Below are 21,013 nucleotides of genomic sequence, written 5' to 3'. Positions count from 1 at the left end.
TCCAATCGGATCGAACCATGATCGAGATCCGCAACGTCACCCGCAGCTACGGGGCGTTCAAGGCGCTGGACGATGCCTCCCTGACCATCCGGGAAGGCGAGTTCTTCTCGCTGCTCGGGCCGTCCGGCTGCGGCAAGACCACCTTGCTGCGGATGATCGCCGGCTTCGACAACCCGACCAGCGGATCGATCGCGGTCGGCGGCCAGCCGATGGAAGGCATTCCGGCCAACCGCAGGCCGACCAACATGGTGTTCCAGAGCTATGCGATCTTCCCGCATCTCAATGTCGAGCAGAACGTCGCCTATGGGCTGAAGCGCCTGAAACTGCAGGGCGGCGAGGAGAAGCGTCGCGTCGAGGAGGCGCTGGCGCAGGTTTCGCTGACCGGACTCGGCAAGCGGCTGGCCACGGAGTTGTCCGGCGGCCAACGCCAGCGCGTGGCGCTCGCCCGAGCGCTGGTGATGCGGCCCAAGGTGCTCTTGCTCGACGAACCTCTGTCGGCATTGGACAAGAAATTGCGCGAGCAGATGCAGGTCGAGCTGCGCCGGCTGCAGCAGGCCGTCGGCATCACTTTCGTGCTGGTCACCCACGACCAATACGAGGCGCTCGCCATGTCCGACCGCATCGCCGTGATGTTCGGCGGCAAGATCGCGCAGGTCGCATCGCCCAAGGAAATCTACCAGCGCCCGGTCAACCGCCAGGTCGCCGACTTCCTCGGCGGCATGAACTTCATCAAGGCCGAGATCGTCGAGGAGAACGGCGCCTCGCTGACCGTCGACACGCTCGGCTTCGGCCGCGTCAAGACCGACAAGCCGAAGGCCTTCGTGCGCAATGGCGGCGCCGCCACGCTGGGCATCCGGCCGGAGCGCCTGCGCGTGCTGTGGGACAACGCGACGGCAAAATTCGAGGTCGCCGGCAAGGTGGTCGAGCGCCATTATTTCGGCGAGATCACCCACCTGATCGTCGAGATACCGGGGCTGGAAAAACCGCTGTCGGTGACCGAGACCAACGATTTCGGCGCCGACGACATCCCCGTCGGCACCCCGATCCGCCTCGCCTACGATCCCGAGGCGCTGGTGGCAATGGGAGACTGAAGATCGGCAAGAACCTTGCGCGCCGCGAGGCGGCCCGCAACGATCGCGCCTTCGACATAGCCGGGGAATGACGGCGACAGCTCCGAAGCGGCGAAATGAACCGGCGGCGCACCTGCAACAATCGTCCGCTCGGCCTTCCTCGCCTTCATGTTGACGACGAGGTCGCTGTAGGCGCCACCGCTCCAGCGGTCCTGTATCCAGTCGCGCGAACTGAAGTCGATGATGTCACCGGCATCCGGCCCGAGGGCGTCCTGCAAGCGGGTCGTAACTTCCGCACGAAGTGCCGCCGCGCTCAGCCCCTGCCAGCGCAGCGCCAGCGGGCCCCCGATGAAGACGACGAGCGCGGCATGTTCCGCGTCCTTGCTGGCGTCGCAGGCAAACAGGCCCGGCAGGTCGCGCCACATCACCATGCCGCACAGGCCCCGTTCACGCCAGAACGGCTTGGCATAGCGCACCAGGATCTTGATCACCGCACCGCTTTCCCAGACGCCAAGCGCCTCGCGGAGAGCTGACGGCAAAGCCGGCGCGAAATCGAGCTTCGCGGCCGTCGCCGGCGGCAGCGCGACCAGTACTTGGCGCGCTTCGATTGCACCCTTGGCCGAGACAACGAGGACACCTTGCCGACCATGCTCGATGCGCGTGACCGGCTCATTCAGGCGTACCCGGCCACCGAGATCGCCAGAAAGATCCTCGGCCAGCGACTGCATGGTCTCATGCAGAGAATACTGCAGCTCCGGCACTTCGTTGGTGATGCGGCGGTCATTGTCGATCAGGTACCAGAGCGGCACCCTGTCCATCGGCAGGCACCACAGACCTTCGATCATCGACCGGAAAGCCGTCTTGGCATCGGCGGCATCATGCTGGCGTTCGAGCCAGGTGGCGACGCTCATGCCTTCTATCGACGGATCGTCCGGCTCGATCCCGTTCATGCGTTCACGGATCGCCATCGCACCGTGATAGGTTCGTTCGGCCTGTATAGCCGACATCGACGGATGGGCGATGAAATCGCCGTCGACATAGGTTTCGACCAATGTCTTGCCGCGTGTCCTGGCAAGTGCCATCACTTCCGGCATATCTTCGCACAGGAACTGGCCGCCGCTGTCGATGCGCTCGCCCAGCCCGTTCCGCACGGCTTCCACACGGCCGCCGACGCGGTCGCGTGCCTCCAGAATAAGGAAATCGATCCCCGCCCGCTTCAGCTCGAGCGCCGCCGACAGGCCGGTGAAGCCGGCACCGACGATGACGACGCCGGTTCTTTCCAGTTCGCTCGTCAATAGCCTGCCTTGATCTTCTCGAATTCGTCGACCATGCGCTTCTTCAATTCCGGCGCGACCGGCTGCTGGAACAGCGTCTTGTCGAGGAACTTGTCGATGTCGTCGAAGCCGCGCTCGGCCAGTGCCTTGTGGTCGATCGCGGCCATGCCGGCACTGTTGCCGTGGCCGTAGCCGAACGTCGTGACCATGTATTTCGAAATATCGGGCGCGTTGACCGCGCTCAAGAAATCATAGGCCTGGTCGAGCTTGCCCGGCGCATCCTTCATCAGCACGTAGCCGCACACCCAGGTCGACATGCCTTCTTTGGTATCGCGGTTCATGGCGACGGGAACGCCTTGCCCGTTCATCGCGATCAGTGTCTGGCCCCAGCCCCAGGCAAGGTCGACCTCATTGCCGGAGAAAGCCTGGTCGATGTCGCTCGAGTCGGTCCAGTAGAGACGCACGTTCTTGTGCACCTGGCGCAGGAAATCGGACGCCTCCTTGAACTGCGCGTCGGTCATTTTGGTCCAGTCCTTGAGGCCAATGACCAGGCTCGCCAGCGCATAGGCATCGTCGACATTGTCGCCGATGGTGATGCGCCCCTTGAATTTCGGGTCGGCCAGGATCCGCAGCGACTTCGCCTCGTCGGCCGTCACATTGTCGGTGCGGTAGAGCAATGCCGTGTTGCCCCAGTCGAACGGCATGAGCCAGGCCTTGCCGTCTGCGGTGGTGGCGAGGTTCTTCATCGCCATGATGCCGGGATTGAGATCCTTCCAGCCGGCGATCCGGGAAGTGTCGAGCGGCTGCAGCAGGCCCGCGTCGCGCCATTTCGCCACGCTTTGCGAACAGGGATGCGCGATATCGGTCTTGAAGCCCGCCCGCATCTTCTCGAAGGCTTCGTCCTCGTCGCCGAAGAAGGCGAAGGTCGGCTCGGCGCCATGTTTGGCAGTGTAGGCGGGATGCAGCAGCGGATCCTCGTAACCCGACCAGTCGAACACCATGAGATCGCCGCCACCTTCCGCGAAGGCATAGACCGCGCCGGCGCCGATCACGCATGCGGCGGCAACGGCCAGGCGGCGTAACATCGGCGTCATGGCGAAACTCCCCCATCGCGAAAAAAGCCGCTGCGAGGTTAGGAGAAATCATCCGCTTTGGCGAGGCCCGCCCGCCCACCATGACAGCGGCGGACGGGCGGTCTAGACGCGAGTTACAGTCCTTGTTTGAGCATGATCCCTGAACAAAACGGACTCCCGTTTGTCCGAAAAGACCGGCTTCCACTTTTTGGGCTCAGTACCCGGCTTTGATCTTCTCGAATTCGGCGATCATCTTCAATTTGAGGTCCGACGGCAGCGGCGACTGGAACAGCGTCTTGTCGACGAATTTCTGCACGTCGTCATAGCCTTTTTCCTTCAGGATCGCCTGGTCGACGCCGGCCATGCCCTTGGCATTGGCCTGGCCATAACCCCAGTCCTTGACCAGCACCTTGGCGGTCTCCGGATCGTTGACGGCGTTCAGATAATCATAGGCCTTGTCGATGTTGCCGGGCGCGTCCTTGAACAGCACATAGCCGCAGACCCAGGTCGAGATGCCTTCATTGGTATCCTTTACCGACTTGATCGGCACGCCTGCCTTGACGGACTGCACGGTCGCATCGTTCCAGGCCCAGGCGAGATCGACCTCGCCGCCGCTCAACAGTTGGACGATGTCGGTGGTGTCGGTCCAATAAGAGCGGACGTTCTTGTGCACCTGGCGCAGGAAGTCGGAGGCCTGCTTGAACTGGTCGTCCGTCATCTTGGTCCAGTCCTTCAGGCCGATGGCAAGGCTCGCCAGCGCATAGGCGTCGTCGACATTGTCGCCGATCGACACGCGACCCTTGAATTTCGGATCGGCGAACGCCTTCAGCGACTGAACGTCCTTGGCGTCGATCTTGGAGGAGTTGTAGGTGAGCTGGGTGTTGCCCCAGTCCCAAGGCATGAACCACGCCTTGCCGTCATCGGTCGTGGCGAGGTTTTTCATCGCCATGATGCCGGGATTGAGATCCTTCCAGCCTGATATCTTCGAGGTGTCGAGCGGCTGCAACAGCCCTGCCTCGCGCCATTTCACCACGCTCTGCGAGCAGGGATGGCCAAGATCGGCCTTGAAGCCGGAGCGCACCTTCTCGAACGCCTCATCCTCGTCGCCGAAGAAGGCGAAGGTTGGTGAATCGCCATTCTTCTCGACATATTTCGGGTGGAAGCTCGGATCTTCGTAACCAGACCAGTCGAACACGATCAGGTCCTTGTCGGCGGCGACGGCGAACGCTGCCGCCGAAGCCGCAAGCGCGCCGCCCAGCGCCAATGTCAATGTCAGGCGTCGGCTAAATCTCTTCATGCTGTTCCATCCTCTTTTGGTCTTGCCGGTCTTGGCGGCCGGCTGTTGCTAACCGTAGTGCTTCGGGAAGGCGGCGGCCAAAAAGGCGTTTGCCGCCTGCAAGGCTGTTTCGCGCGTCGTATCCTCGGTGCCCATCATCAGCCGCAGCCACAGCCCCTCCAGCATGGCCGACAGCGACAGCGCCATCACCGGCGGGTCATAGGTATACGAGCCGCTCTGCTTGAGGGTCGTGCAGAGATCGATGAAGACCTGCTGGTAATAGGCATCGCGCGAACTGCTCAGCGCCTGATAGGTGGGCCGCGATTTGGCCTCGCCCCAGAAGGCCAGCCAGGCGGCGAGCTTGCGCTTGTTGCAGATCGCGCGGTCGAAGTCGGCCCATACCAGTTGCTGCAGCTGCCGCGCCGGATCGTCGCCTGCCTTTTGCAGCGAGGCGCGCCAATGCGCCGAATACTCGTCATACATGTGCTGCAGCGTCGCGATCAGCAGCTTTTCCTTGCTCTCGAAATGGAAGTTGACGATGCCGCGCGAGAGGCCCGCGCCATCAGCGACATCGGCCATCGTCGTCTCGGCGTAGCCGCGCTTGGCCAGGGAATCGATCGTCGCTTCGATCAGCTGCAGCTGGCGGACCTCCTTCGAAGCCTTGCGGCCGCGCTTTTCGGCATCGCCCTTTCGCACCGTCTCAGTGAGAATGTCCCTGGCCTCGGAAGTCTTCATGGATGTGACGGTCTCCAGCATTGCCGGCTATCCAACCGGCTTCCAACCGCGCAGATGAGTGGGACGGTGCTCGCCACTGTCAAGCACCTTCTGCATTGCCTCCCAGGTCTTGATGTTCTTGTCGACATAGGCTGCGCCGACCGCGGCCGCGGCTCGGGCGTAGAGCTGTCCCTTGAGCCGCGCGAGCTCCCCGCGCGCCACCTCGCGGTACCAGGGATTGCGGTCGCGCACGGTGATGTCGGCAAAGCCGGCCCGGCGCATTGCCCCGGCATAGCGGGCCGGCGACGCCATGGTGAAGGAGAGCCCCTCCGCCGCGACATAGGCCTTCATCTCCGCCGATGGTTCGCCGTCATGCCCAATCATCCAGTTGGAGGCGGCAAAGACACCGCCCGGCTTCAGCACGCGGAAGATCTCGGCGAACAGGCCGTCCTTGTCGGGCACATGCAGCAGCGCGTCCTTGGAAAAGACGACGTCGAAGGAGCGATCGGCGAAAGGCAGCGGTCCGGGTGGCGCCTGGATGAAGTCCGCCCGATCCGAGAGCCCGCGCCCGGTGGCCCGCCGCCTGGCCGCCTCGATCACCGGCTGCTCGACGTCGAAGCCCGTGGCGTGGGCGGCGCCATGGCGCTCGACCAGATGCAAGGTGACGCCGCCGGAGCCGCAGCCGATGTCGAGTACCGTTTTGCCCCCGAGCGAGAGCCCTTCGATCACCCGGTCGACCTCCTCAGGCCCGCCCGGCGACAGGTAGCCATCGCCCCACAGCGCCTCGAGAAAGCGGATGGCGGTGTCGTCATACTCCGGCTCGGCATCTGCCGTCTCGACCATCAGCCCTCGATCCCCAATCGATGAATGCCCGTTTCGAACGCTGGCAAAGCCTAGCGCATACGAGGGAAAACGCAACATCATTTGTTGAACATTCATTCAGTATGGCTGGACAGCATGGCCGATGCCGTGCCAAATTCAGCTCATTCGGGAACAGATCACGCAAAAATGAACAGCGGGTCGCCTAAGCAATTCCGGGGAAAGTCCGGGCGGTTCCCCTGGGGAAAAGCGCCCAGCGCTTTCCCTTGGAATCGCGCAAAAGAGGGAAGACTTGGCCACAATGAAAGCTTGGGACGCGATCGTCATCGGCGGCGGCCATAATGGCCTGGTCAACGCCTGCTATCTCCAGCGTGCGGGCCTCGACGTGCTGGTGGTGGAGAAAAACGACTGGGTGGGGGGTGCTGCCACCAGCCGCGAGCTGACGCCTGGCTTCCTCTATTCCAACTGCTCCTATGTCTGCTCGCTGTTCCGCCCGGAAATCATGCGCGACCTTGAACTGCCCCGCTTCGGCCTGCAGGTCATTTCCTACGAAGGCGGCGCGGTGTTCACCCGCGACGGCGATTACCTTGCCAACTATCGCGACCACGATGCGCACCGGCGCGAATTCGCGCGCTTCTCCAAACGCGATGCCGAGGCCTATGACCGCTACGCCCGCGACGTGACGCGGCAGTGCCGCTTCATCCAGCCGCTGCTGATGCGCACCGCCCCCGACCCGACCAGCCTCAAGCCGCGCGACCTCGGCGAGCTTCTTTACCTCGGCAAGAAGTTCGCCGGCCTGTCGGCGGAAGAGATGGCGCTGACGCTGCGCTTCTGGACGATGTCGATCTCGGACTTCCTCGACGAGTATTTCGAGACCGATGTCATCAAGGCGAACTTCGCTCTGTCCGGTATCATCGGCACCGCGCTCGGGCCGATGTCGCCTGGCACGGCCTACGTGCTCTTGCACCATTACATGGGCGAGGTCGACGGTTCGGTCGGCGCCTGGGGCTATGCCCGCGGCGGCATGGGCGCGGTCACCAAGGCGCTGGCCGCGTCGTTCAAGGCCTCTGGCGGCACCATCCGCACCGGCGCCGAGGTCGACCATGTGCTGGTGCACCGAGGCAAGGCCAAGGGCGTGGTGCTGGCCGGTGGCGAGGAAGTTTACGGCAAGCTCGTCGTCTCCAACGCCGACGTGAAGCGCACCTTCCTGAAGCTGGTAGAAGAGAAGGAGTTGCCCGACATCTTTCTGCGCCGGGTCAAGAACTTCAAGATCCGAGGTTCCTCCGGCAAGGTCAACATCGCGCTCGATTCGCTGCCGGAATTCCCGGCACTGCCAAAGGATTCGCCGGTCTATCGCGGCGACATGCACTTCACCGATTCGATGGAGCGCATGGAACGCGCCTATGACGACTGGAAGGCCGGCCGCTGGTCGGCCGACCCGTTCCTCGACATGGTCATCCCGACGACGCTCGACCCGACCATGGCGCCGCCGGGCAAGCACTTCATGAGCTGCTTCGTGCAATACGCACCGCCCAAGGTGAACGGCCGAGACTGGACCGATGCCGACCGCGACGGCTTCGCCGAAAGCGTGATCGCGCAGATATCAGACTACTCGCCAGGCTTCCGCGACCGCATCGTCCATATGGAGGTGCGCACGCCCCGCGAGATCGAAGCCGAGGTCGGCCTCACCGAAGGCAATATCTTCCAGGGCGAACTGACCTTCGACCAGCTTCTGTTCAACCGCCCGGTGCCGGGCTACGCGCAATACCGCTCGCCGGTAGGCGGCCTCTATATGTGCGGCTCCTCGACCCATCCCGGCGGCGGCGTCATGGGCGCGCCCGGCCGCAATGCCGCCGCCGAAATCCTGCGTGATCTCGCCAAATCCACCTCGCATATGAGCCCGGCCCATGACGTCATTTGATGTAATCGTCATCGGCGGTGGCCATAACGGCCTCGTCGCCGCCGCAACGCTGGCCAAAGCCGGCCGCAAGGTGCTGGTTCTGGAAGCCGGCAGCGAAGTCGGCGGCGCCGCGCGCACCGAGGAATTCGCACCGGGTTTTCGCGCCTCCTCGGTCGCACATCTGCTGAACCGCCTGCATCCCGATGTGGTGAAGACGCTGGAGTTGGAAAAGCACGGGCTGCAGTTTGCCCGCGCGGACTTCCTGCCGTCGGTTGCCCTGTCCAAGGACGGCCCAGCGCTTATGCTGCATGGGGCCTATGGTCAGGTATTGACCGGCGCCAGTGCGTCCGAGCAATCCGCCTGGAAGGACTTGCGCGCCCAGCTGCTGCGCTATGCCGGCATCCTGAAACCCTTCCTCTCTCGACGGCCGCCCGATCTCGCCGGCATGTCGCTGCTCGAGACGGCGTCCCTCGGCCAGACCGCGCTGGCCTTGAAAAAACTCGGCAAGGAAGACATGCGCGATTTCCTGCGCGTGCTGCTGATGAATGTCACCGACCTGCTCGATGAGCAGCTCGGGGATGACAGGCTGAAAGGCCTGCTCGCTTTCGATGCGACGCTCGGCAGCCATCTCGGCCCGCGCTCGCCGACCTCGCTGCTCGGCCTCTACTACCGTCTGGCCGGCGAAACCGGCGGTGCCGCCGGTGCACAGGTTCTGCCAGATGGCGGAATGGGCGCCATCGTCGCGGCCATTCGCGCCTCGGCGGAGAAGGCAGGTGCCACCATCCGCACATCGGTCGCCGTGGCAAAGATCCTCGTCGAGAAAGGCCGCACCGTCGGCGTCGCGCTCGACACCGGCGAGGAGTTGCGCGCCAGGACTGTCGTCTCCGCCATCAACCCGGCAACAACCTTCCTCCACCTTGTCGGGCCGCGCGCAATCGACACCGGTTTTGTCCGCAAGGTGAAAAACATCCGGATGAAGGGCGATGCCGCGAAACTCAATCTGGCGCTCGACCGGCCGCCGCAATTCACCGGGGCCGATGCCGCCGGACACCGGGGCCGGCTGGTCATCGCGCCCTCGCCCGATCATGTCGAGCGCGCCTTCAACCCATGCAAGTACGGCGAATTCTCGCCCGAGCCGGTGATGGAAATCACGCTGCCCAGCCTCGCCGATCCATCGCTCGCCCCTGATGGCGCCTGTGTGCTGTCGGCGGTGGTGCAGTACGCGCCCTATGCGTTGAAGGAAGGCTGGCCCGCCGGCAAACCGAAATTCCTCAAGGCGGTGATGACGCAGCTCGAGGCTTACGCGCCCGGCATCGGCACGAGCGTCGTCCATGCCGAGCTGCTGACTCCGGCCGATATCGAGACGCGCTACCGCATGCCGGGCGGCCACTGGCACCACGGCGAATTGCAGGCCGACCAGATGCTGATCTCGCGGCCTGTCTCGGGCTGGTCAGGCTACGACACACCGCTCGACGGGCTGTTCCTGGCCGGCGCCGGCTCGCATCCAGGCGGTGGCGTCTCCGGCGCTCCCGGCCTCAACGCCGCACGACGCATCATTGCGATGAAGGGATAGGCCATGGCCCAGGCGACCAGGAAGAAGCCCGTTGCAAAGACAGCCGATGCGGCAGTTGCCGCCCGCATCGCCGCGCAATCCCATTTCCGCGCGCTGCGCCTCGGCACACCATTCCAGCCGCGCATCGACGCGCTGGCGAAGACCCAGGACTGGTACAATTGGGCCGGCTATCGCGCGCCGCATTCGCTGTGGGACGAGGAGCTGGAGTATTTCGCCATCCGCAGCCAGGCGGCTTTGTTCGACATCTCGCCAATGACCAAATACCGGATCGAGGGGCCGGATGCCGAAGCCTTCCTCGATCGCGTCACCTTGCGCGACGTGACTAAACTCAAACCCGGCCGCGTTCACTATACGGCGTGGTGTGACGACGAGGGGTTTGTTCTCGACGACGGCACGCTGTTCCGGCTCTCGCCGACACGGTTCCGCCTGTGTTCGCAGGAGCGACATCTGCCGTGGCTGCTCGACAGCGCCATTGGCTTCGATGTCATCGTCGCGGAAGAAACCGAGGCCGTCGCCGGGCTGGCACTGCAAGGACCGACCTCCTTCGCCGTGCTGCGCGATGCCGGCTTCGCGGGCATCGAGAAGCTCAAAGTCTTTGACCTTGCCGATTTCCAGCACGACGGCGCAACAGTCACAATCTCGCGCACCGGCTTCACCGGCGATCTCGGCTACGAACTGTTCGTGCCGGCCGACAAGGCGCTGAGCCTGTGGGATCGACTGATGACCGCAGGCGAATTGCGCGGTATCCGCGCCATCGGCTACACCGCGCTCAACCGAGCCCGGCTCGAGGCCGGGCTGATCGTCGCCAATGCCGACTTCACCACCGCCGAACATGCCATCCGCGCCGACCGCTTGCGCAGGCCCGACGAGATCGGCCTCGGCTTCATGATCGATCTGGAAAAAGGCCATTTCAACGGCCGCCGCGCCATCCTCGAAGCGCGGGCCAAACGCAAGCTGCGCCATGTGCTGGTCGGGCTGGAGATCGAGGGCAACATCCCGGCCGAGCACGCCATCGTCTATCACAAGAAGCATCGGGAGGTCGGTCTGGTCAGCGCCGCCATGTGGTCGCCGATGGCCAAGCGCAACATCGCCATCGCTTCGCTGGAGCGCCCGTATGGTGATACGTTCGTTGAGGATCTATGGGTCGAGATCTACGCCATGCGCGAGCTGCAATATCAGAAGCTGATGAAGCGGGCCAAGGTGGTGGCGCGGCCCTTCATCAAACTCGACCGCCGCACTGCCAATCCGCCGGCGGATTTCTGACCATGGCCAATGAGGCGGACAAGCAGCCGGAAAATGAGGAGGTCGCCGAGCAGTGGGAACTGGTCAACGCCCCGCTCGGCGAGAAATGGTCCGGACGCACGCGCTATGCCGCCGCCATGTTCTTCTACAAGCGCGACGAGATGAGCGCCGAGGCGCTCGAGGTCTACCGAATCAGTGCGAGGCTCGATTCGGAAGACCCCTTGCCGATCATCCGCGACCGCGGCATCGGCAAGAATTGGCTGAAACGCATGGGTTACGACAAGTAGCGTCAGCTCAGCCGATCGTGCGCTCAAGCATACCAAGCCAATTGCGATAGGCGATCTTCTCGATCAGCGCATTGCCGAAACCACGCGCCGCCAGCGCATCGATCAGCTTCGGCAGGCCGGCGACGTCGCCGATGACGGCCGGGATCATGGCGCCGTCGAAATCGGAGCCGAGACCGACGCCGTCCTCGCCCAGCGCCTGCAGCAGGGAATCGACATGGCGGACCATGATGTCGAGGCTAGTGTCGGCATTCATGCGGCCGTCCTCGCGCAGGAAGCCGGTAGCGAAATTCAGCCCGACCATGCCGCCCGACTCGCGGATGGCGCCGAGCTGCCAATCGGTCAGATTGCGCGAGTGGCCGCAGATCGCATGCACGTTGGAATGCGTGGCAACGAGTGGCGCATCGCTGAGCGCAGCCACATCGCGAAACCCCTTCTCGTTGAGATGCGAGAGGTCGATCATGATCTTGAGCTCGTTGCAGGCCTTGACCAGTGCCTTGCCGGCATCGGTCAGGCCGGGCCCGGTATCGGGCGAGGAGGGAAAGCGGAATGGAACGCCGTGGCCGAAGGCGTTCGGCCGGCTCCAGACGATACCGAGCGAGCGCAGGCCGGCGGCATGCAGCACATCGAGCATGGTGAGTTCGGGATCGATCGCCTCGACGCCTTCGATGTGGAACACCGCGGCGATCGTGCCTTTGGCCATGGCGTTGCGGATGTCGGCGGCGGTGCGGCAGACCGCCAGCGCGCCGGCACGTTCCAGCCGGAACAGGATCGACGCCATCGCGATCGTCGAGTTGAGCGCATCGGTGCGCGGCACCTCCGGCGGCAGCGGCTCGCTGTCGCTCGGCGCCGAAGGCACGGCGCTGCGCCTGGCTTTTTCGACCGGCGGCGGAAAGATGGCGAACATGCCGCCGGCAAAGCCGCCGGCCTTGGCGCGCGGCAGATCGATATGGCCGCCCGATTTCCCTTCGATGAAGAGCTTTTCGGCGTCCGCGTCTTTCGACTGATACAGCCTGAGCAGCGTATCATTGTGGCCGTCGAAGACGGGGACGAGGTCTATTTCGGTCATCGGGGGATCATTCAGTTCGTTTGTCGGCACGGCAGTATGTCATATCTAGGCAAGATATCCGGTCGCGGCAAATAACAAACCCAACCGGCAGCGGGGACGGCCCCCTTATCACCCCGCTGCTGCCTTTCAATGAAGTGCCTGCACCCCTAATGCTTCAGCACGTCGGCCCATTCCGGATGCCGGCGGAACTGGGCATTGGCGAACGGACACAGCGGGATGATCTTCTTGCCTGCCGCACGCGCATCCTCGACAGCGCGGGTGACGAGGCGAAGCCCGGCACCCTGGCCGCGAAACGCGTCCGGCACTTCGGTATGGTCGATGATGATCTGGTGTTCGCCGATCTTGGTGAACGTCATCTCGGCCTCGGCGCCGCCGGGGCCGCGCAGGACATAGCGACCCTTGGAGCCACGGTCTTCGAGTTCGATCTCGGGCAATTGGTCGGGCATGTCTACGCTCCTTGAGCGACACCGGCGAAGAGCCGCCGCGCCGCCTCGATTTCATTTGGCCGCACCTCGTGCCCGCCTTCGTGCCACTCCACTGTGACATCGGCGCCGTCGGCACGCAAATAGGCTTCGAGCCGCGTCGTCAGGTTCGGCGGGCAGATCGGATCGCGCTTGCCGGCGGTCAGCAGGATGTGGCGACCGGCGAGGCTGCCCTTGACCTGCGGCTCGAACGGGATCAGCGGATGCATCAGCACCGTGGCGTCGAACTGTGACGGCGCGGCGAACACCACCGAGGCCAGGATGTTGGCGCCGTTGGAATAGCCGAGGCCGAGCACCGCCGGGGGCTTTGCCGCCTCGACATGCGCCTTTACGAAGCCCACCATCTTGTCCGTCGCCCGCGCCAGGTCGTCCATGTCGTAGACGCCCTCGCCGGTGCGGCGGAAGAAGCGCGCCGCACCGTGTTCGGACACATCGCCGCGCGGCGAGATGATGGTGGCCTGGGGCACGAGATCGCGCCCCAGCGAGATGAGTTGGTTCTCGTCCGCCCCGGTGCCGTGGAAGACGAAGAGCAGAGGGCCGCCCGGCGACCCGGGCAGCATCTTGTGGATGTAAGCGTCCTTGCTCATGGCCTCAGCCTTCCAGCTTCTGCAGATGCTGTTCGAGATAGGGTCTGAGATGCTGATGCTGCGCCGGCAGCTTCAGCGCCTCGCCGAGATGAGCGGTATCCTCATCGCGATCGAACCCCGGCTCATTGGTCGCGACTTCGAACAATACGCCACCCGGCGTGCGGAAATAGATCGCCCAGAAATAGTCGCGGTCGATCACCGGCGTCACCCCATAGCCAGTGTCGATCAACGCCTTGCGCACTTCGAGCTGCTTGGCGCGGTTCTCGACGGCGAAGGCGACATGATGGACCGAACCGGCGCCGAGATCGGCGAAGGCCGCCGTCGGCAGCGATTCGATATCGACGACATCGGCGCCATTGCCGTTCTTCACGGCAAGCCGCCTGACATTGCCTGATTTGTCGACTTCCTCGTAGCCCATGAACTTCAACAGCTCCTCGGTGGCGCCGCCATCCTTCAGCCTGAGCGAAACCGAGTGAAAACCGCGAATCGCCTCGTCGGAAGAAACGCCGCCCTTCACCCAGGGCGCGCGGCTGTCAGCTTTGTCCTCGACCAGGGCGAAGCTGTCGCCGTCAGGCCCTGCAAAGCTGAGCCGCTTTTCACCAAAACTCTCCTCGCCCGAGACGCCGGTCACGCCTTGCTCGGCGAACCGCTTTTCCCAATAGGCGAGCGTGCCTTGCGGCACCGAGTAGGCCGTGGTGCCGACTTCGCCGACACCGTGCCGGCCTTTGCGGATGTTGGGAAACGGAAAATAGGTCATGACCGAACCGGGCGTGCCGGTCTCGTCGCCATAATAAAGGTGGTAGACGTCGGGCGCATCGAAATTGACGGTTTTCTTGACCCGGCGCAGGCCGAGCTTATGAGTGAAGAAATCATTGTTGCGCCGAGCATCCCCAGCCATCGATGTGACGTGATGCAGGCCCTTGATCTGGTCGAGCATTGTCTTGCTCCTTCCCTTGGTGTTTGTGCGGCCCTTGCCGCTGTCCACGCCAATATGAGGACACGACCGACTTAGGCAAAGGCGGTAAACACAGAATGGACTGTGCTGTAAAAGTGAACAGCCGGACGATTTTTGTTCACCAATCGACTAATGTGGGCGGTCTTGCGCCTTTGCTGGAAATCAGGTCCATGAATGGCACTAGACCATCCAGCGAAAGGTATCGTGCGTGACAGGAAAAGCCAGGCGCCCGAACGTTCTCCTGATCACCTGCGATCAGTGGCGCGGTGATTGCCTGTCGGCTGCCGGCCATCCCGTGGTGAAGACGCCGAACGCCGACACGCTGGCTGCCGAGGGTGTGCTGTTCAAGCGCCACTATGGTGGCGCGGCACCCTGCTCGCCGGCACGTGCCTGCCTCTACACCGGCCTTTACCAGATGAACAACCGCGTCTGCCGCAACGGCTCGCCGCTTGACGACCGCCATGGCAACATCGCTCTGTATGCGCGGTCCTTGGGGTATGACCCAACCCTGTTCGGCTACACCGACGTGTCGCTCGACCCGCGCCGGCTTGCACCAGGCGATCCACGGCTGCGCACCTATGAGGGCGTGTTGCCCGGATTCACGCCGCGCCAGCTGCTGCCCGAGCATCAGAAGCAGTGGCTGTCCTGGCTCGGTCAGCAGGGTATCGATGCAGGCGCCGGATTTCCAAACATCCATCGTCCCGTCGACGAGACGGACGAGGCGGTGACCGAAGCACCGCCAATCTATTCGAAAGACCAGACGCCGACGGCCTTCCTTGCCGGTGAATTCGTCCGTTGGCTGGGCGAGCAGGAGCAGGCCAAGCCATGGTTCGCGCATCTCTCTTTCATCAGCCCGCATCCGCCCTTCATCGTACCGGAGCCCTACAACACACTGTATGATTCGGCGGGCGGCCCGGCCTTTCACCGGGCGGAGAGCTGGCGGGCCGAAGCTCAAAGCCATCCCTATCTCGCCTATGATCTCAGCCGGCAGAAACGCGCGAAGTTCCGCCCCGGCTCCGCAGGCAAGGTGCATGACTGGAGCGAGGATGACTTCCGCCGCATCCGGGCAATCTATTACGGCATGATCTCGGAAGTCGACGCACAGCTCGGCCGCGTCTGGCAGGCGGTCAAGGCATCAGGCGCATGGGACGACACCGTTATCGTTCTCACCTCCGACCACGCCGAGATGATGGGCGACCATTTCATGTTGGGCAAGGGCGGCTATTTCGACGGCAGCTACCACATCCCGCTGATCATCCGCGACCCGCGCCACCGCAAGGCTGCCGGCGCCAATGTCGATCGCTTCACCGAAGCAGTGGACATTTTTCCGACGCTCATCGACCTGCTCGGCGAACCTCCCGAACAGCATCTCGACGGATGCTCGCTGAAACCCTTCCTGAGTGGCGGAACCCCCGCCGCCTGGCGCGATGCCGCGCATTGGGAGTTCGATTTTCGCTCGATCGCAGGCGGCGAAGCCGAGCAGCATTTCGGCATTGCCTCGCGCCAGTGCAACCTCGCCGTGATCCGCACTCAAAAATTCAAGTACGTGCATTTTGGCGGCGGCTTGCCGCCTCTGCTTTTCAACGTCGAGACCGACCCTGGCGAACTGGCCAACCTCGCCACCAGCCCCGCGCATCTGGCCACCCGACTAGAATTCGCCGAGCGGCTGCTCGCCTGGCGGGCCGAGCATCTCGACCAGTCACTGGCGCTGGCGGAACTGACGGAAAATGGGGTGGTTGGACATGTCAGCAATAGATTAGGCAGTAGGGAATAGGGCTTGCCTACTGCCTACTGCCTACTGCCCTACTGCCTACCTCAAGATCATCCGCTGCTGGTCACGCTTCTCTGCGTAGCTGCCCTTGTCATAGGCGGGCTGGGCCTCGAGCTGTTCCTTGGTGAAGGTGGTGTAGAGGTACTTCTTGCCGTCCTTGTCGGTCATGAATTTTAAATTATCCATGCCGACCGCCACTTCCTTCGAGCCGATGCCAAGGAAGCCGCCGACATTGACGATCACCGCATCGGTCTTCTTGTCCGGCGTCAGCACGACGTCGCCGATCTCGCCGACCTTGGCATCATTGGCACCGTAGACATTGGTGCCCTTGAGGTCATCGGCCCTGATCTCGCCGACAGGCATCGCCGTCAGCGTCGACTTGTCGATCGCCGCCGTCTGGGTCTGATCGGGTGCAGTGGCATCGGGCGCGGTGGCTGCTGGCGCCTCGGCTGTCTTGTCGGCCGGGGCGGCGGCAGGAGCCGTGTTAGCGGCCGGCGCGGTTGCGGCCGGCTCGTTGGATGCCGTTGTCGCCGGCACCGGATCATAGGCCTTGCGGTTGAAATCAGGCTGCGCCTGCAGCTCTTCCTTGGTCGTTTCGGCCACCAGCCAGCGATCACCGTTCTTCTCGGCCCACTTGGCCTTGCTGAAATCGTAGGTCACGTTCTTTTCGCCCATACCGAGGAACCCACCAACGCCGATGACCAGCGATTCGGCCTTGCCCTCCTTGGTCAGCACGATGTCGTTGACGTCGCCGATCTTCTGCGCATCATCGGCGGTGCCGTTATAGACGTTTTCGCCGATGATGTTGGTGGCGAGATTACCGTCGGCGTGCTTCACCGGCTCGGCCTGCGCGGTATTCAGGTCGACGGGCTTCTGTGCGGTATCAGTCGCCGCGGGCGCCGTCGGGGCCGCTGCGTCGGTCGAAGTGGGGGCCGGCGCCGGCCCATAGGCCTTGCTGTCAAACTCAGGCTGCGCGGTCAGTTCGTCCTTAGTCGATTCGGCCACCAGCCAGCGGTCACCGTTCTTCTCGGCCCACTGCAGCTTGTCATAGTCGAAAGCGACATTCTTTGTTCCGACGCCCAGGAAGCCGCCGACACCGATGACGACCGATTTTGCCTGGCCATCCTTGTCGAAAACGACGTCGCTGACTTTGCCGATATTCTCGGCATTATCCCCGGTGCCGTTATAGACCGACTCGCCGATGATGTTGGTGACGATGCTGCCGTCGGCGCGCGGCACCGGCGCGGTGGCGGCGGGCGCCTGGGCAGACGGTACGGTGGCAGGAGCGGGGGTCGTCGCGCTCTGCGCAAAGGCACCTGTCGCGATCAGCGTCGCGAGTGCGGTGGTGGCGAAAAGGGTGCGGATCATAATGGTCTCCTCTGTGTGATTTCATGCACGCCGCGCCCTCACTGAACCTCCGCTGAGGAGGCCGGATGCGGCGTGCGATACAGGTTCACAACGTCGTGACCATGCCGTTGTTCCGACCAAAATAGTCGCGGAAACATGCAACCGCAGGATGGGAGGGCACCGACTTACCCGCGTGCCCATGGAACCTTTCGCACGTCGCCACGTTTCAGCCGGAGGCTGGATGCAACCCGGCCGGGTTTTGGCTGACAGGACGGAGCGGGGCATGAAATTTGCAGCGGTGCTGAACCGGGATGGCGGCACCTTGCGCACCACCGACCTCGATACTTTTTCCGACAGGATGCGTCAGACGCTGGAGGCCGCGGGGCATTCTCTCAGCATCGATGTTGTTGCAGGCAAAGACGTCGAGGAAAGCCTGGACAGCGCTGCCTCGCGCCGCACTGTGGACGTGGTTCTGGCCGGGGGCGGTGACGGGACCATTTCGGCTGCGGCCGCCAGGCTGATGGGCAAGAAAAAGGCCCTTGCCATATTGCCGGCCGGGACCATGAACCTGTTCGCCCGTGGTCTCGGCATTCCGCAGTCCCTCGATGCCGCGCTGGTATCCTTCGCCGACGGCGAGATCATCGCCGTTGATATGGCTACCGCCAACGGCCAGCCCTTTGTCCACCAGTTCTCGATCGGCATGCACGCCAAAATGGTGCAGTTGCGCCAAGGCATGGAATTCGGTTCGCGCCTGGGAAAGATCCGCGCCTCGGCCCAGGCGGCGTGGACTACGATCAACAACCCGCCGGCCATGAATGTCACCCTCGGCATCGGCGAGGCCGAGATGACCGCCCGCATCACCGGAATCGGTGTCACCAACAATCTGTTCGGTGAAGGCCACTTGCCCTATGCGGACAACCCTGCGGGCGGCGTGCTCGGCATCTATGTCACGGTGGCGCAACAGCGTGCCGAACTGGTCAAATTCCTCTTCAACATCGCGCGCGGCAAATGGCGCGACAACGAGCATGTCGAAATCCATCAATCCGACCGCACTGTCCTGAAAATCCATTCCGGCGGCAGAAAGTTCCGCGCCGTCATGGATGGCGAACTGGTGAGGCTCGAGCGTGAGACGACGATCGAAATCAGGCCCGGCGCACTGAATGTCCTGGTACCGGCCAGCATAGCTGCGGCAAAGGCTGCCTGATGCCAACGATGATGGCTGAAAATCTAACCGCTCGGCGCACTTCCCTGCTCGGTCGCCGGCGTCTTGGTCGCCTCGCCGTAGATCTCGGCGATGCCCCAGGCCGCGAAGGCAAGAAGCAGCGCGGCGATGAGGATGCGCAAGCCATGCCAGCCCCATCGCCCCTGCCGAGCTTTGTTCTCGGGAATGATCTTGGTCATGGCCGGTCCTTGTTTCGTCATGCGCTGCTTGGCGCGCTCGGCAAATCACGGTCGGGTAACGGTTCCTCGCTAGGATGGTTCCAGGATACCAGCTTGTCGTGGTCTGGTGGATCGGCAACACCGCGAGGGTCGGCAATGGCATTTGGGGACTGGGGTGAATAGCAAGGCGGACATTGGAACGAGCCTTCCAGCCGGGGTGGCGCTTGCGGTCGGTGCCGAAGACCGGCTGGCCGTGCTGCACGGGCTGGAGATGCTGGATACGGCGGCAGATCCGGATTTCGACCGCATCGGCGGCCTTGCCGCGGCCGTCATGCAGGCGCCGATCGCGCTGGTCACGCTCGTCGACGTCGATCGGCAATGGTTCAAGTCGTGCTTTGGTCTCGACGAGAGTGAGACCTCGACCGACATCTCGTTCTGCGCGCACGCCATCGCCGCCGGAGACGAGCCCATGGTGGTGACGGACGCGACAACCGACCCTCGCTTCAAAGCCAACCCGCTGGTCACCGGCAAGCATCATGTGCGCTTCTATGCCGGCGCGCCGATGCTGGTGGCGGGCGCCAGGATCGGCACGCTGTGCGTGCTCGACCGCAAACCGCATGCTTTTCCGTCGCAGGCCAAGCTTGATCAGTTGAAGATGCTCGCCGGCCTCGCGGCCAGCCTGTTCACGCTGAAGGATGCGACCCGCAGCGGCGCCATCGCCGAGGCCGCCCTTGTGCGCGAGGAAAAGCGGCGAGCCATCGCGCTCGACGCGGCCTCGCTCGCCAGCTGGGCATGGGATGTCCGCACCGACCTCATCGAATGCGATGTTCGGCTGTCGGAACTGTTCAACCTGCCGCGCTCGAACCTGCTGCGGGCGCGCGACATCCTGTCCGCCATCGATCCCCGCGACGTCTACCAGACCGAAACCCGCTTCCGTGACGCCTTGACGGGAAGCGACGACTATTTTGGCGAATACCGGGTGAAAGGCTTTCATCCGCCGCGCTGGGTGGCCACACGCGGCCGCGTCATCGAGCGCGACGGCGACGGCAAGCCGACGCTTATCTTCGGCGTCAACTACGACATCTCCGAACGCAAGCTCGGTGACGAGCGGCAACGGCTTCTGCTGCGCGAACTCAACCACCGCGTCAAGAACACGTTGGCGACCGTCCAGGCGCTGGCGACGCAGACCGTGCGTCACGCCCGCCAGCCGAGCGAATTCCTGGAAGCCTTCGGCGCCCGGCTTCAGGCCCTGGGCATCGCCCACAATCTCCTGTCCGACCGCGAGTGGCGCGGCATCGGCATCCGCGAGCTCGTCCAGATCGAGATCAGGCCTTTTGACACCGCCGACCAGCCGCGCATCGCCATCTCCGGCACGGACCTGCTGCTGTCGCCCGATCAGGCCGTCGGCCTCGGGCTTATCCTGCACGAACTTGCCAGCAACGCGCTGCAATATGGGTCGCTGTCGATTGCATCGGGCAAGGTCGATCTCGACTGGAAGACCCAAGGCAGGAAGGGCGCCCGGCGCCTGGTGCTGACCTGGCGCGAAAGTGGCGGCCCGGAAGTCGTCCCACCCCAGCGCCACGGCTTCGGCTCCATCCTCATCCGGCGCAGCCTCGCCAAGGTCATTTCAAGCGAGGTGGCTCATGAGTTCCGGCCGGAAGGTGTCTTTGCCGAAATCTCGATGCCGCTTGAAGACCTGTCCAGGTGACGGACCGGAATCCCGAACAACGGCAGCCCTATTCCTGCCCTCCGGCATCAGGATCGTCGGGTTTCACATTCTCACGGTAGATGGCGTAGGCAGCGAGCGCCACGGCAGGGCCGAGAATGACACCGAGACCGCCCTTTCCCTTGAGCAATGCCGGCAGCACGGCGAGTGCGGCGGTGATGCCGAACGCCTTCATATCGGCGTTGCGCCGCTTTGCTTCGCGCCGCGCTCGGACTCCGGACATCAAGCGGTGGATCACAAGAACGACGCCGGCAATCACCAGGAAGCCGACACCGAAGCCTAGCGCCGCCGCCAGCGAACCATAGCGGGCCGACGCCCAGATGTAAGCGGCCCCGACCAGAAAGCCGAGGCCACAAAACGCCGCCAGCGCGGAAAGCACATAGACGATTGCCGCCGTACGTGCGCGACGAACGGCAGCCAATGTTTCACCCGAAGCGAAACCCGACAGCAGGGATGCCAGCAGACCCATCT

General features: G+C 63.7%; 20 protein-coding genes. 8 read left to right on the top strand and 12 right to left on the bottom strand.

The annotated features are described in order from the left end of the window. The first annotated feature begins 17 nt into the window (after positions 1-17). Positions 18-1,091 carry an ABC transporter ATP-binding protein gene (locus EB233_RS07310; protein ID WP_064990785.1) on the top strand — a complete coding sequence of 358 codons (1,074 nt, stop codon included), beginning with the start codon at positions 18-20 and terminating at the stop codon, positions 1,089-1,091. Here the strand turns inward: EB233_RS07310 and EB233_RS07305 are convergent. From EB233_RS07305 to EB233_RS07285, 5 genes are all read right to left on the bottom strand, one after another. After that, positions 1,055-2,365: a flavin monoamine oxidase family protein gene (locus EB233_RS07305; protein ID WP_064990786.1), complete on the bottom strand. Its 1,311-nt coding sequence runs from the start codon at positions 2,363-2,365 to the stop codon at positions 1,055-1,057. The two genes, EB233_RS07310 and EB233_RS07305, sit on opposite strands and share 37 nt — an antisense overlap. Continuing rightward, positions 2,362-3,438 carry an extracellular solute-binding protein gene (locus EB233_RS07300; RefSeq protein WP_064990787.1) on the bottom strand — a complete coding sequence of 359 codons (1,077 nt, stop codon included), beginning with the start codon at positions 3,436-3,438 and terminating at the stop codon, positions 2,362-2,364. The genes EB233_RS07305 and EB233_RS07300 overlap by 4 nt, the downstream gene beginning before the upstream one ends. Positions 3,439-3,631: 193 nt before the next feature. After that, positions 3,632-4,714, bottom strand: coding sequence for an ABC transporter substrate-binding protein (locus tag EB233_RS07295; RefSeq protein WP_064990788.1), 1,083 nt, complete (start codon positions 4,712-4,714; stop codon positions 3,632-3,634). A gap of 48 nt (positions 4,715-4,762) precedes the next feature. Then, on the bottom strand, positions 4,763-5,449 hold the full coding sequence (gene betI, locus EB233_RS07290; protein ID WP_064990789.1) for a transcriptional regulator BetI: 687 nt from the start codon (positions 5,447-5,449) through the stop codon (positions 4,763-4,765). Positions 5,450-5,455: 6 nt separating this feature from the next. Next, on the bottom strand, positions 5,456-6,250 hold the full coding sequence (locus EB233_RS07285) for a class I SAM-dependent methyltransferase (RefSeq protein WP_064990790.1): 795 nt from the start codon (positions 6,248-6,250) through the stop codon (positions 5,456-5,458). Between the two features lie 277 nt (positions 6,251-6,527). Between EB233_RS07285 and EB233_RS07280 the strand changes: the two genes are divergently transcribed. Genes EB233_RS07280 through EB233_RS07265 form a run of 4 tightly spaced genes read left to right on the top strand, consistent with a single transcriptional unit; the run spans position 6,528 to position 11,228 of the window. Next, positions 6,528-8,147, top strand: coding sequence for a phytoene desaturase family protein (locus tag EB233_RS07280; RefSeq protein WP_064990791.1), 1,620 nt, complete (start codon positions 6,528-6,530; stop codon positions 8,145-8,147). Next, entirely contained in the window at positions 8,134-9,699 is a 1,566-nt protein-coding gene (locus tag EB233_RS07275) for a phytoene desaturase family protein (protein WP_064990792.1), read from the top strand. The genes EB233_RS07280 and EB233_RS07275 overlap by 14 nt, the downstream gene beginning before the upstream one ends. Before the next feature lie 3 nt (positions 9,700-9,702). Further along, positions 9,703-10,962 (top strand): aminomethyl transferase family protein, encoded by a 1,260-nt coding sequence (locus EB233_RS07270; RefSeq protein ID WP_064990793.1) that lies wholly within the window; start codon positions 9,703-9,705, stop codon positions 10,960-10,962. 2 nt (positions 10,963-10,964) lie between these two features. Next, a complete protein-coding gene (locus tag EB233_RS07265) occupies positions 10,965-11,228 on the top strand; it encodes a hypothetical protein (RefSeq protein ID WP_064990794.1) in 264 nt (87 codons plus the stop codon). 7 nt (positions 11,229-11,235) lie between these two features. Here EB233_RS07265 and EB233_RS07260 read toward each other — a convergent pair whose 3' ends face one another. The 4 genes from EB233_RS07260 to EB233_RS07245 all read right to left on the bottom strand — a co-directional run bounded on the left by EB233_RS07260 (position 11,236) and on the right by EB233_RS07245 (position 14,300). Further along, positions 11,236-12,294, bottom strand: coding sequence for a dipeptidase (locus EB233_RS07260; RefSeq protein ID WP_064990827.1), 1,059 nt, complete (start codon positions 12,292-12,294; stop codon positions 11,236-11,238). A gap of 146 nt (positions 12,295-12,440) precedes the next feature. Further along, the gene (locus EB233_RS07255) at positions 12,441-12,740 is read right to left on the bottom strand and encodes a GNAT family N-acetyltransferase (RefSeq protein ID WP_064990795.1); all 300 of its coding nucleotides are present in this window, start codon (positions 12,738-12,740) and stop codon (positions 12,441-12,443) included. 2 nt (positions 12,741-12,742) lie between these two features. Next, on the bottom strand, positions 12,743-13,363 hold the full coding sequence (locus tag EB233_RS07250; RefSeq protein WP_064990796.1) for an alpha/beta hydrolase: 621 nt from the start codon (positions 13,361-13,363) through the stop codon (positions 12,743-12,745). Positions 13,364-13,367: 4 nt separating this feature from the next. After that, positions 13,368-14,300, bottom strand: a complete 933-nt coding sequence (locus tag EB233_RS07245; RefSeq protein WP_064990828.1) for a VOC family protein — start codon at positions 14,298-14,300, stop codon at positions 13,368-13,370. 226 nt (positions 14,301-14,526) lie between these two features. Here EB233_RS07245 and EB233_RS07240 point away from each other — a divergent pair, with 226 nt between their 5' ends. Then, a complete protein-coding gene (locus tag EB233_RS07240) occupies positions 14,527-16,092 on the top strand; it encodes an alkaline phosphatase family protein (protein WP_064990797.1) in 1,566 nt (521 codons plus the stop codon). A gap of 36 nt (positions 16,093-16,128) precedes the next feature. On the opposite strand, the gene EB233_RS07235 is transcribed toward EB233_RS07240, so the two are convergent. After that, complete coding sequence (locus EB233_RS07235) at positions 16,129-17,457, bottom strand: PRC-barrel domain-containing protein (RefSeq protein ID WP_064990798.1); 1,329 nt, start codon at positions 17,455-17,457, stop codon at positions 16,129-16,131. Between the two features lie 262 nt (positions 17,458-17,719). On the opposite strand from EB233_RS07235, the gene EB233_RS07230 reads away from it, so the two are divergent. Beyond that, positions 17,720-18,640, top strand: a complete 921-nt coding sequence (locus EB233_RS07230; RefSeq protein WP_064990799.1) for a diacylglycerol/lipid kinase family protein — start codon at positions 17,720-17,722, stop codon at positions 18,638-18,640. A gap of 23 nt (positions 18,641-18,663) precedes the next feature. Here the strand turns inward: EB233_RS07230 and EB233_RS07225 are convergent, their stop codons facing one another. Next, entirely contained in the window at positions 18,664-18,837 is a 174-nt protein-coding gene (locus EB233_RS07225) for a hypothetical protein (protein WP_081294209.1), read from the bottom strand. A 154-nt stretch (positions 18,838-18,991) separates the two neighbouring features. On the opposite strand from EB233_RS07225, the gene EB233_RS07220 reads away from it, so the two are divergent. After that, positions 18,992-20,524, top strand: a complete 1,533-nt coding sequence (locus EB233_RS07220; protein WP_064990800.1) for a sensor histidine kinase — start codon at positions 18,992-18,994, stop codon at positions 20,522-20,524. 28 nt (positions 20,525-20,552) lie between these two features. Here EB233_RS07220 and EB233_RS07215 read toward each other — a convergent pair whose 3' ends face one another. Further along, entirely contained in the window at positions 20,553-21,011 is a 459-nt protein-coding gene (locus tag EB233_RS07215; RefSeq protein WP_064990801.1) for a hypothetical protein, read from the bottom strand. Positions 21,012-21,013: the final 2 nt, after the last annotated feature.

The organism is Mesorhizobium erdmanii, from assembly GCF_013170725.1.
Classification (GTDB): domain Bacteria; phylum Pseudomonadota; class Alphaproteobacteria; order Rhizobiales; family Rhizobiaceae; genus Mesorhizobium; species Mesorhizobium erdmanii.
This window is presented reverse-complemented; position numbering and strand designations above follow the sequence as displayed.

Excerpts from the sequence above, each read along its gene's own strand:
- EB233_RS07310 (WP_064990785.1), top strand. The coding sequence starts at position 18 with ATGATCGAGATCCGCAACGTCACCCGCAGCTACGGGGCGTTCAAGGCG.
- EB233_RS07300 (WP_064990787.1), bottom strand. The coding sequence starts at position 3,438 with ATGACGCCGATGTTACGCCGCCTGGCCGTTGCCGCCGCATGCGTGATC.
- EB233_RS07295 (WP_064990788.1), bottom strand. The coding sequence starts at position 4,714 with ATGAAGAGATTTAGCCGACGCCTGACATTGACATTGGCGCTGGGCGGC.
- betI (WP_064990789.1), bottom strand. The coding sequence starts at position 5,449 with ATGCTGGAGACCGTCACATCCATGAAGACTTCCGAGGCCAGGGACATT.
- EB233_RS07285 (WP_064990790.1), bottom strand. The coding sequence starts at position 6,250 with ATGGTCGAGACGGCAGATGCCGAGCCGGAGTATGACGACACCGCCATC.
- EB233_RS07280 (WP_064990791.1), top strand. The coding sequence starts at position 6,528 with ATGAAAGCTTGGGACGCGATCGTCATCGGCGGCGGCCATAATGGCCTG.
- EB233_RS07275 (WP_064990792.1), top strand. The coding sequence starts at position 8,134 with ATGACGTCATTTGATGTAATCGTCATCGGCGGTGGCCATAACGGCCTC.
- EB233_RS07270 (WP_064990793.1), top strand. The coding sequence starts at position 9,703 with ATGGCCCAGGCGACCAGGAAGAAGCCCGTTGCAAAGACAGCCGATGCG.
- EB233_RS07265 (WP_064990794.1), top strand. The coding sequence starts at position 10,965 with ATGGCCAATGAGGCGGACAAGCAGCCGGAAAATGAGGAGGTCGCCGAG.
- EB233_RS07260 (WP_064990827.1), bottom strand. The coding sequence starts at position 12,294 with ATGACCGAAATAGACCTCGTCCCCGTCTTCGACGGCCACAATGATACG.
- EB233_RS07255 (WP_064990795.1), bottom strand. The coding sequence starts at position 12,740 with ATGCCCGACCAATTGCCCGAGATCGAACTCGAAGACCGTGGCTCCAAG.
- EB233_RS07250 (WP_064990796.1), bottom strand. The coding sequence starts at position 13,363 with ATGAGCAAGGACGCTTACATCCACAAGATGCTGCCCGGGTCGCCGGGC.
- EB233_RS07245 (WP_064990828.1), bottom strand. The coding sequence starts at position 14,300 with ATGCTCGACCAGATCAAGGGCCTGCATCACGTCACATCGATGGCTGGG.
- EB233_RS07235 (WP_064990798.1), bottom strand. The coding sequence starts at position 17,457 with ATGATCCGCACCCTTTTCGCCACCACCGCACTCGCGACGCTGATCGCG.
- EB233_RS07230 (WP_064990799.1), top strand. The coding sequence starts at position 17,720 with ATGAAATTTGCAGCGGTGCTGAACCGGGATGGCGGCACCTTGCGCACC.
- EB233_RS07225 (WP_081294209.1), bottom strand. The coding sequence starts at position 18,837 with ATGACCAAGATCATTCCCGAGAACAAAGCTCGGCAGGGGCGATGGGGC.
- EB233_RS07215 (WP_064990801.1), bottom strand. The coding sequence starts at position 21,011 with ATGGGTCTGCTGGCATCCCTGCTGTCGGGTTTCGCTTCGGGTGAAACA.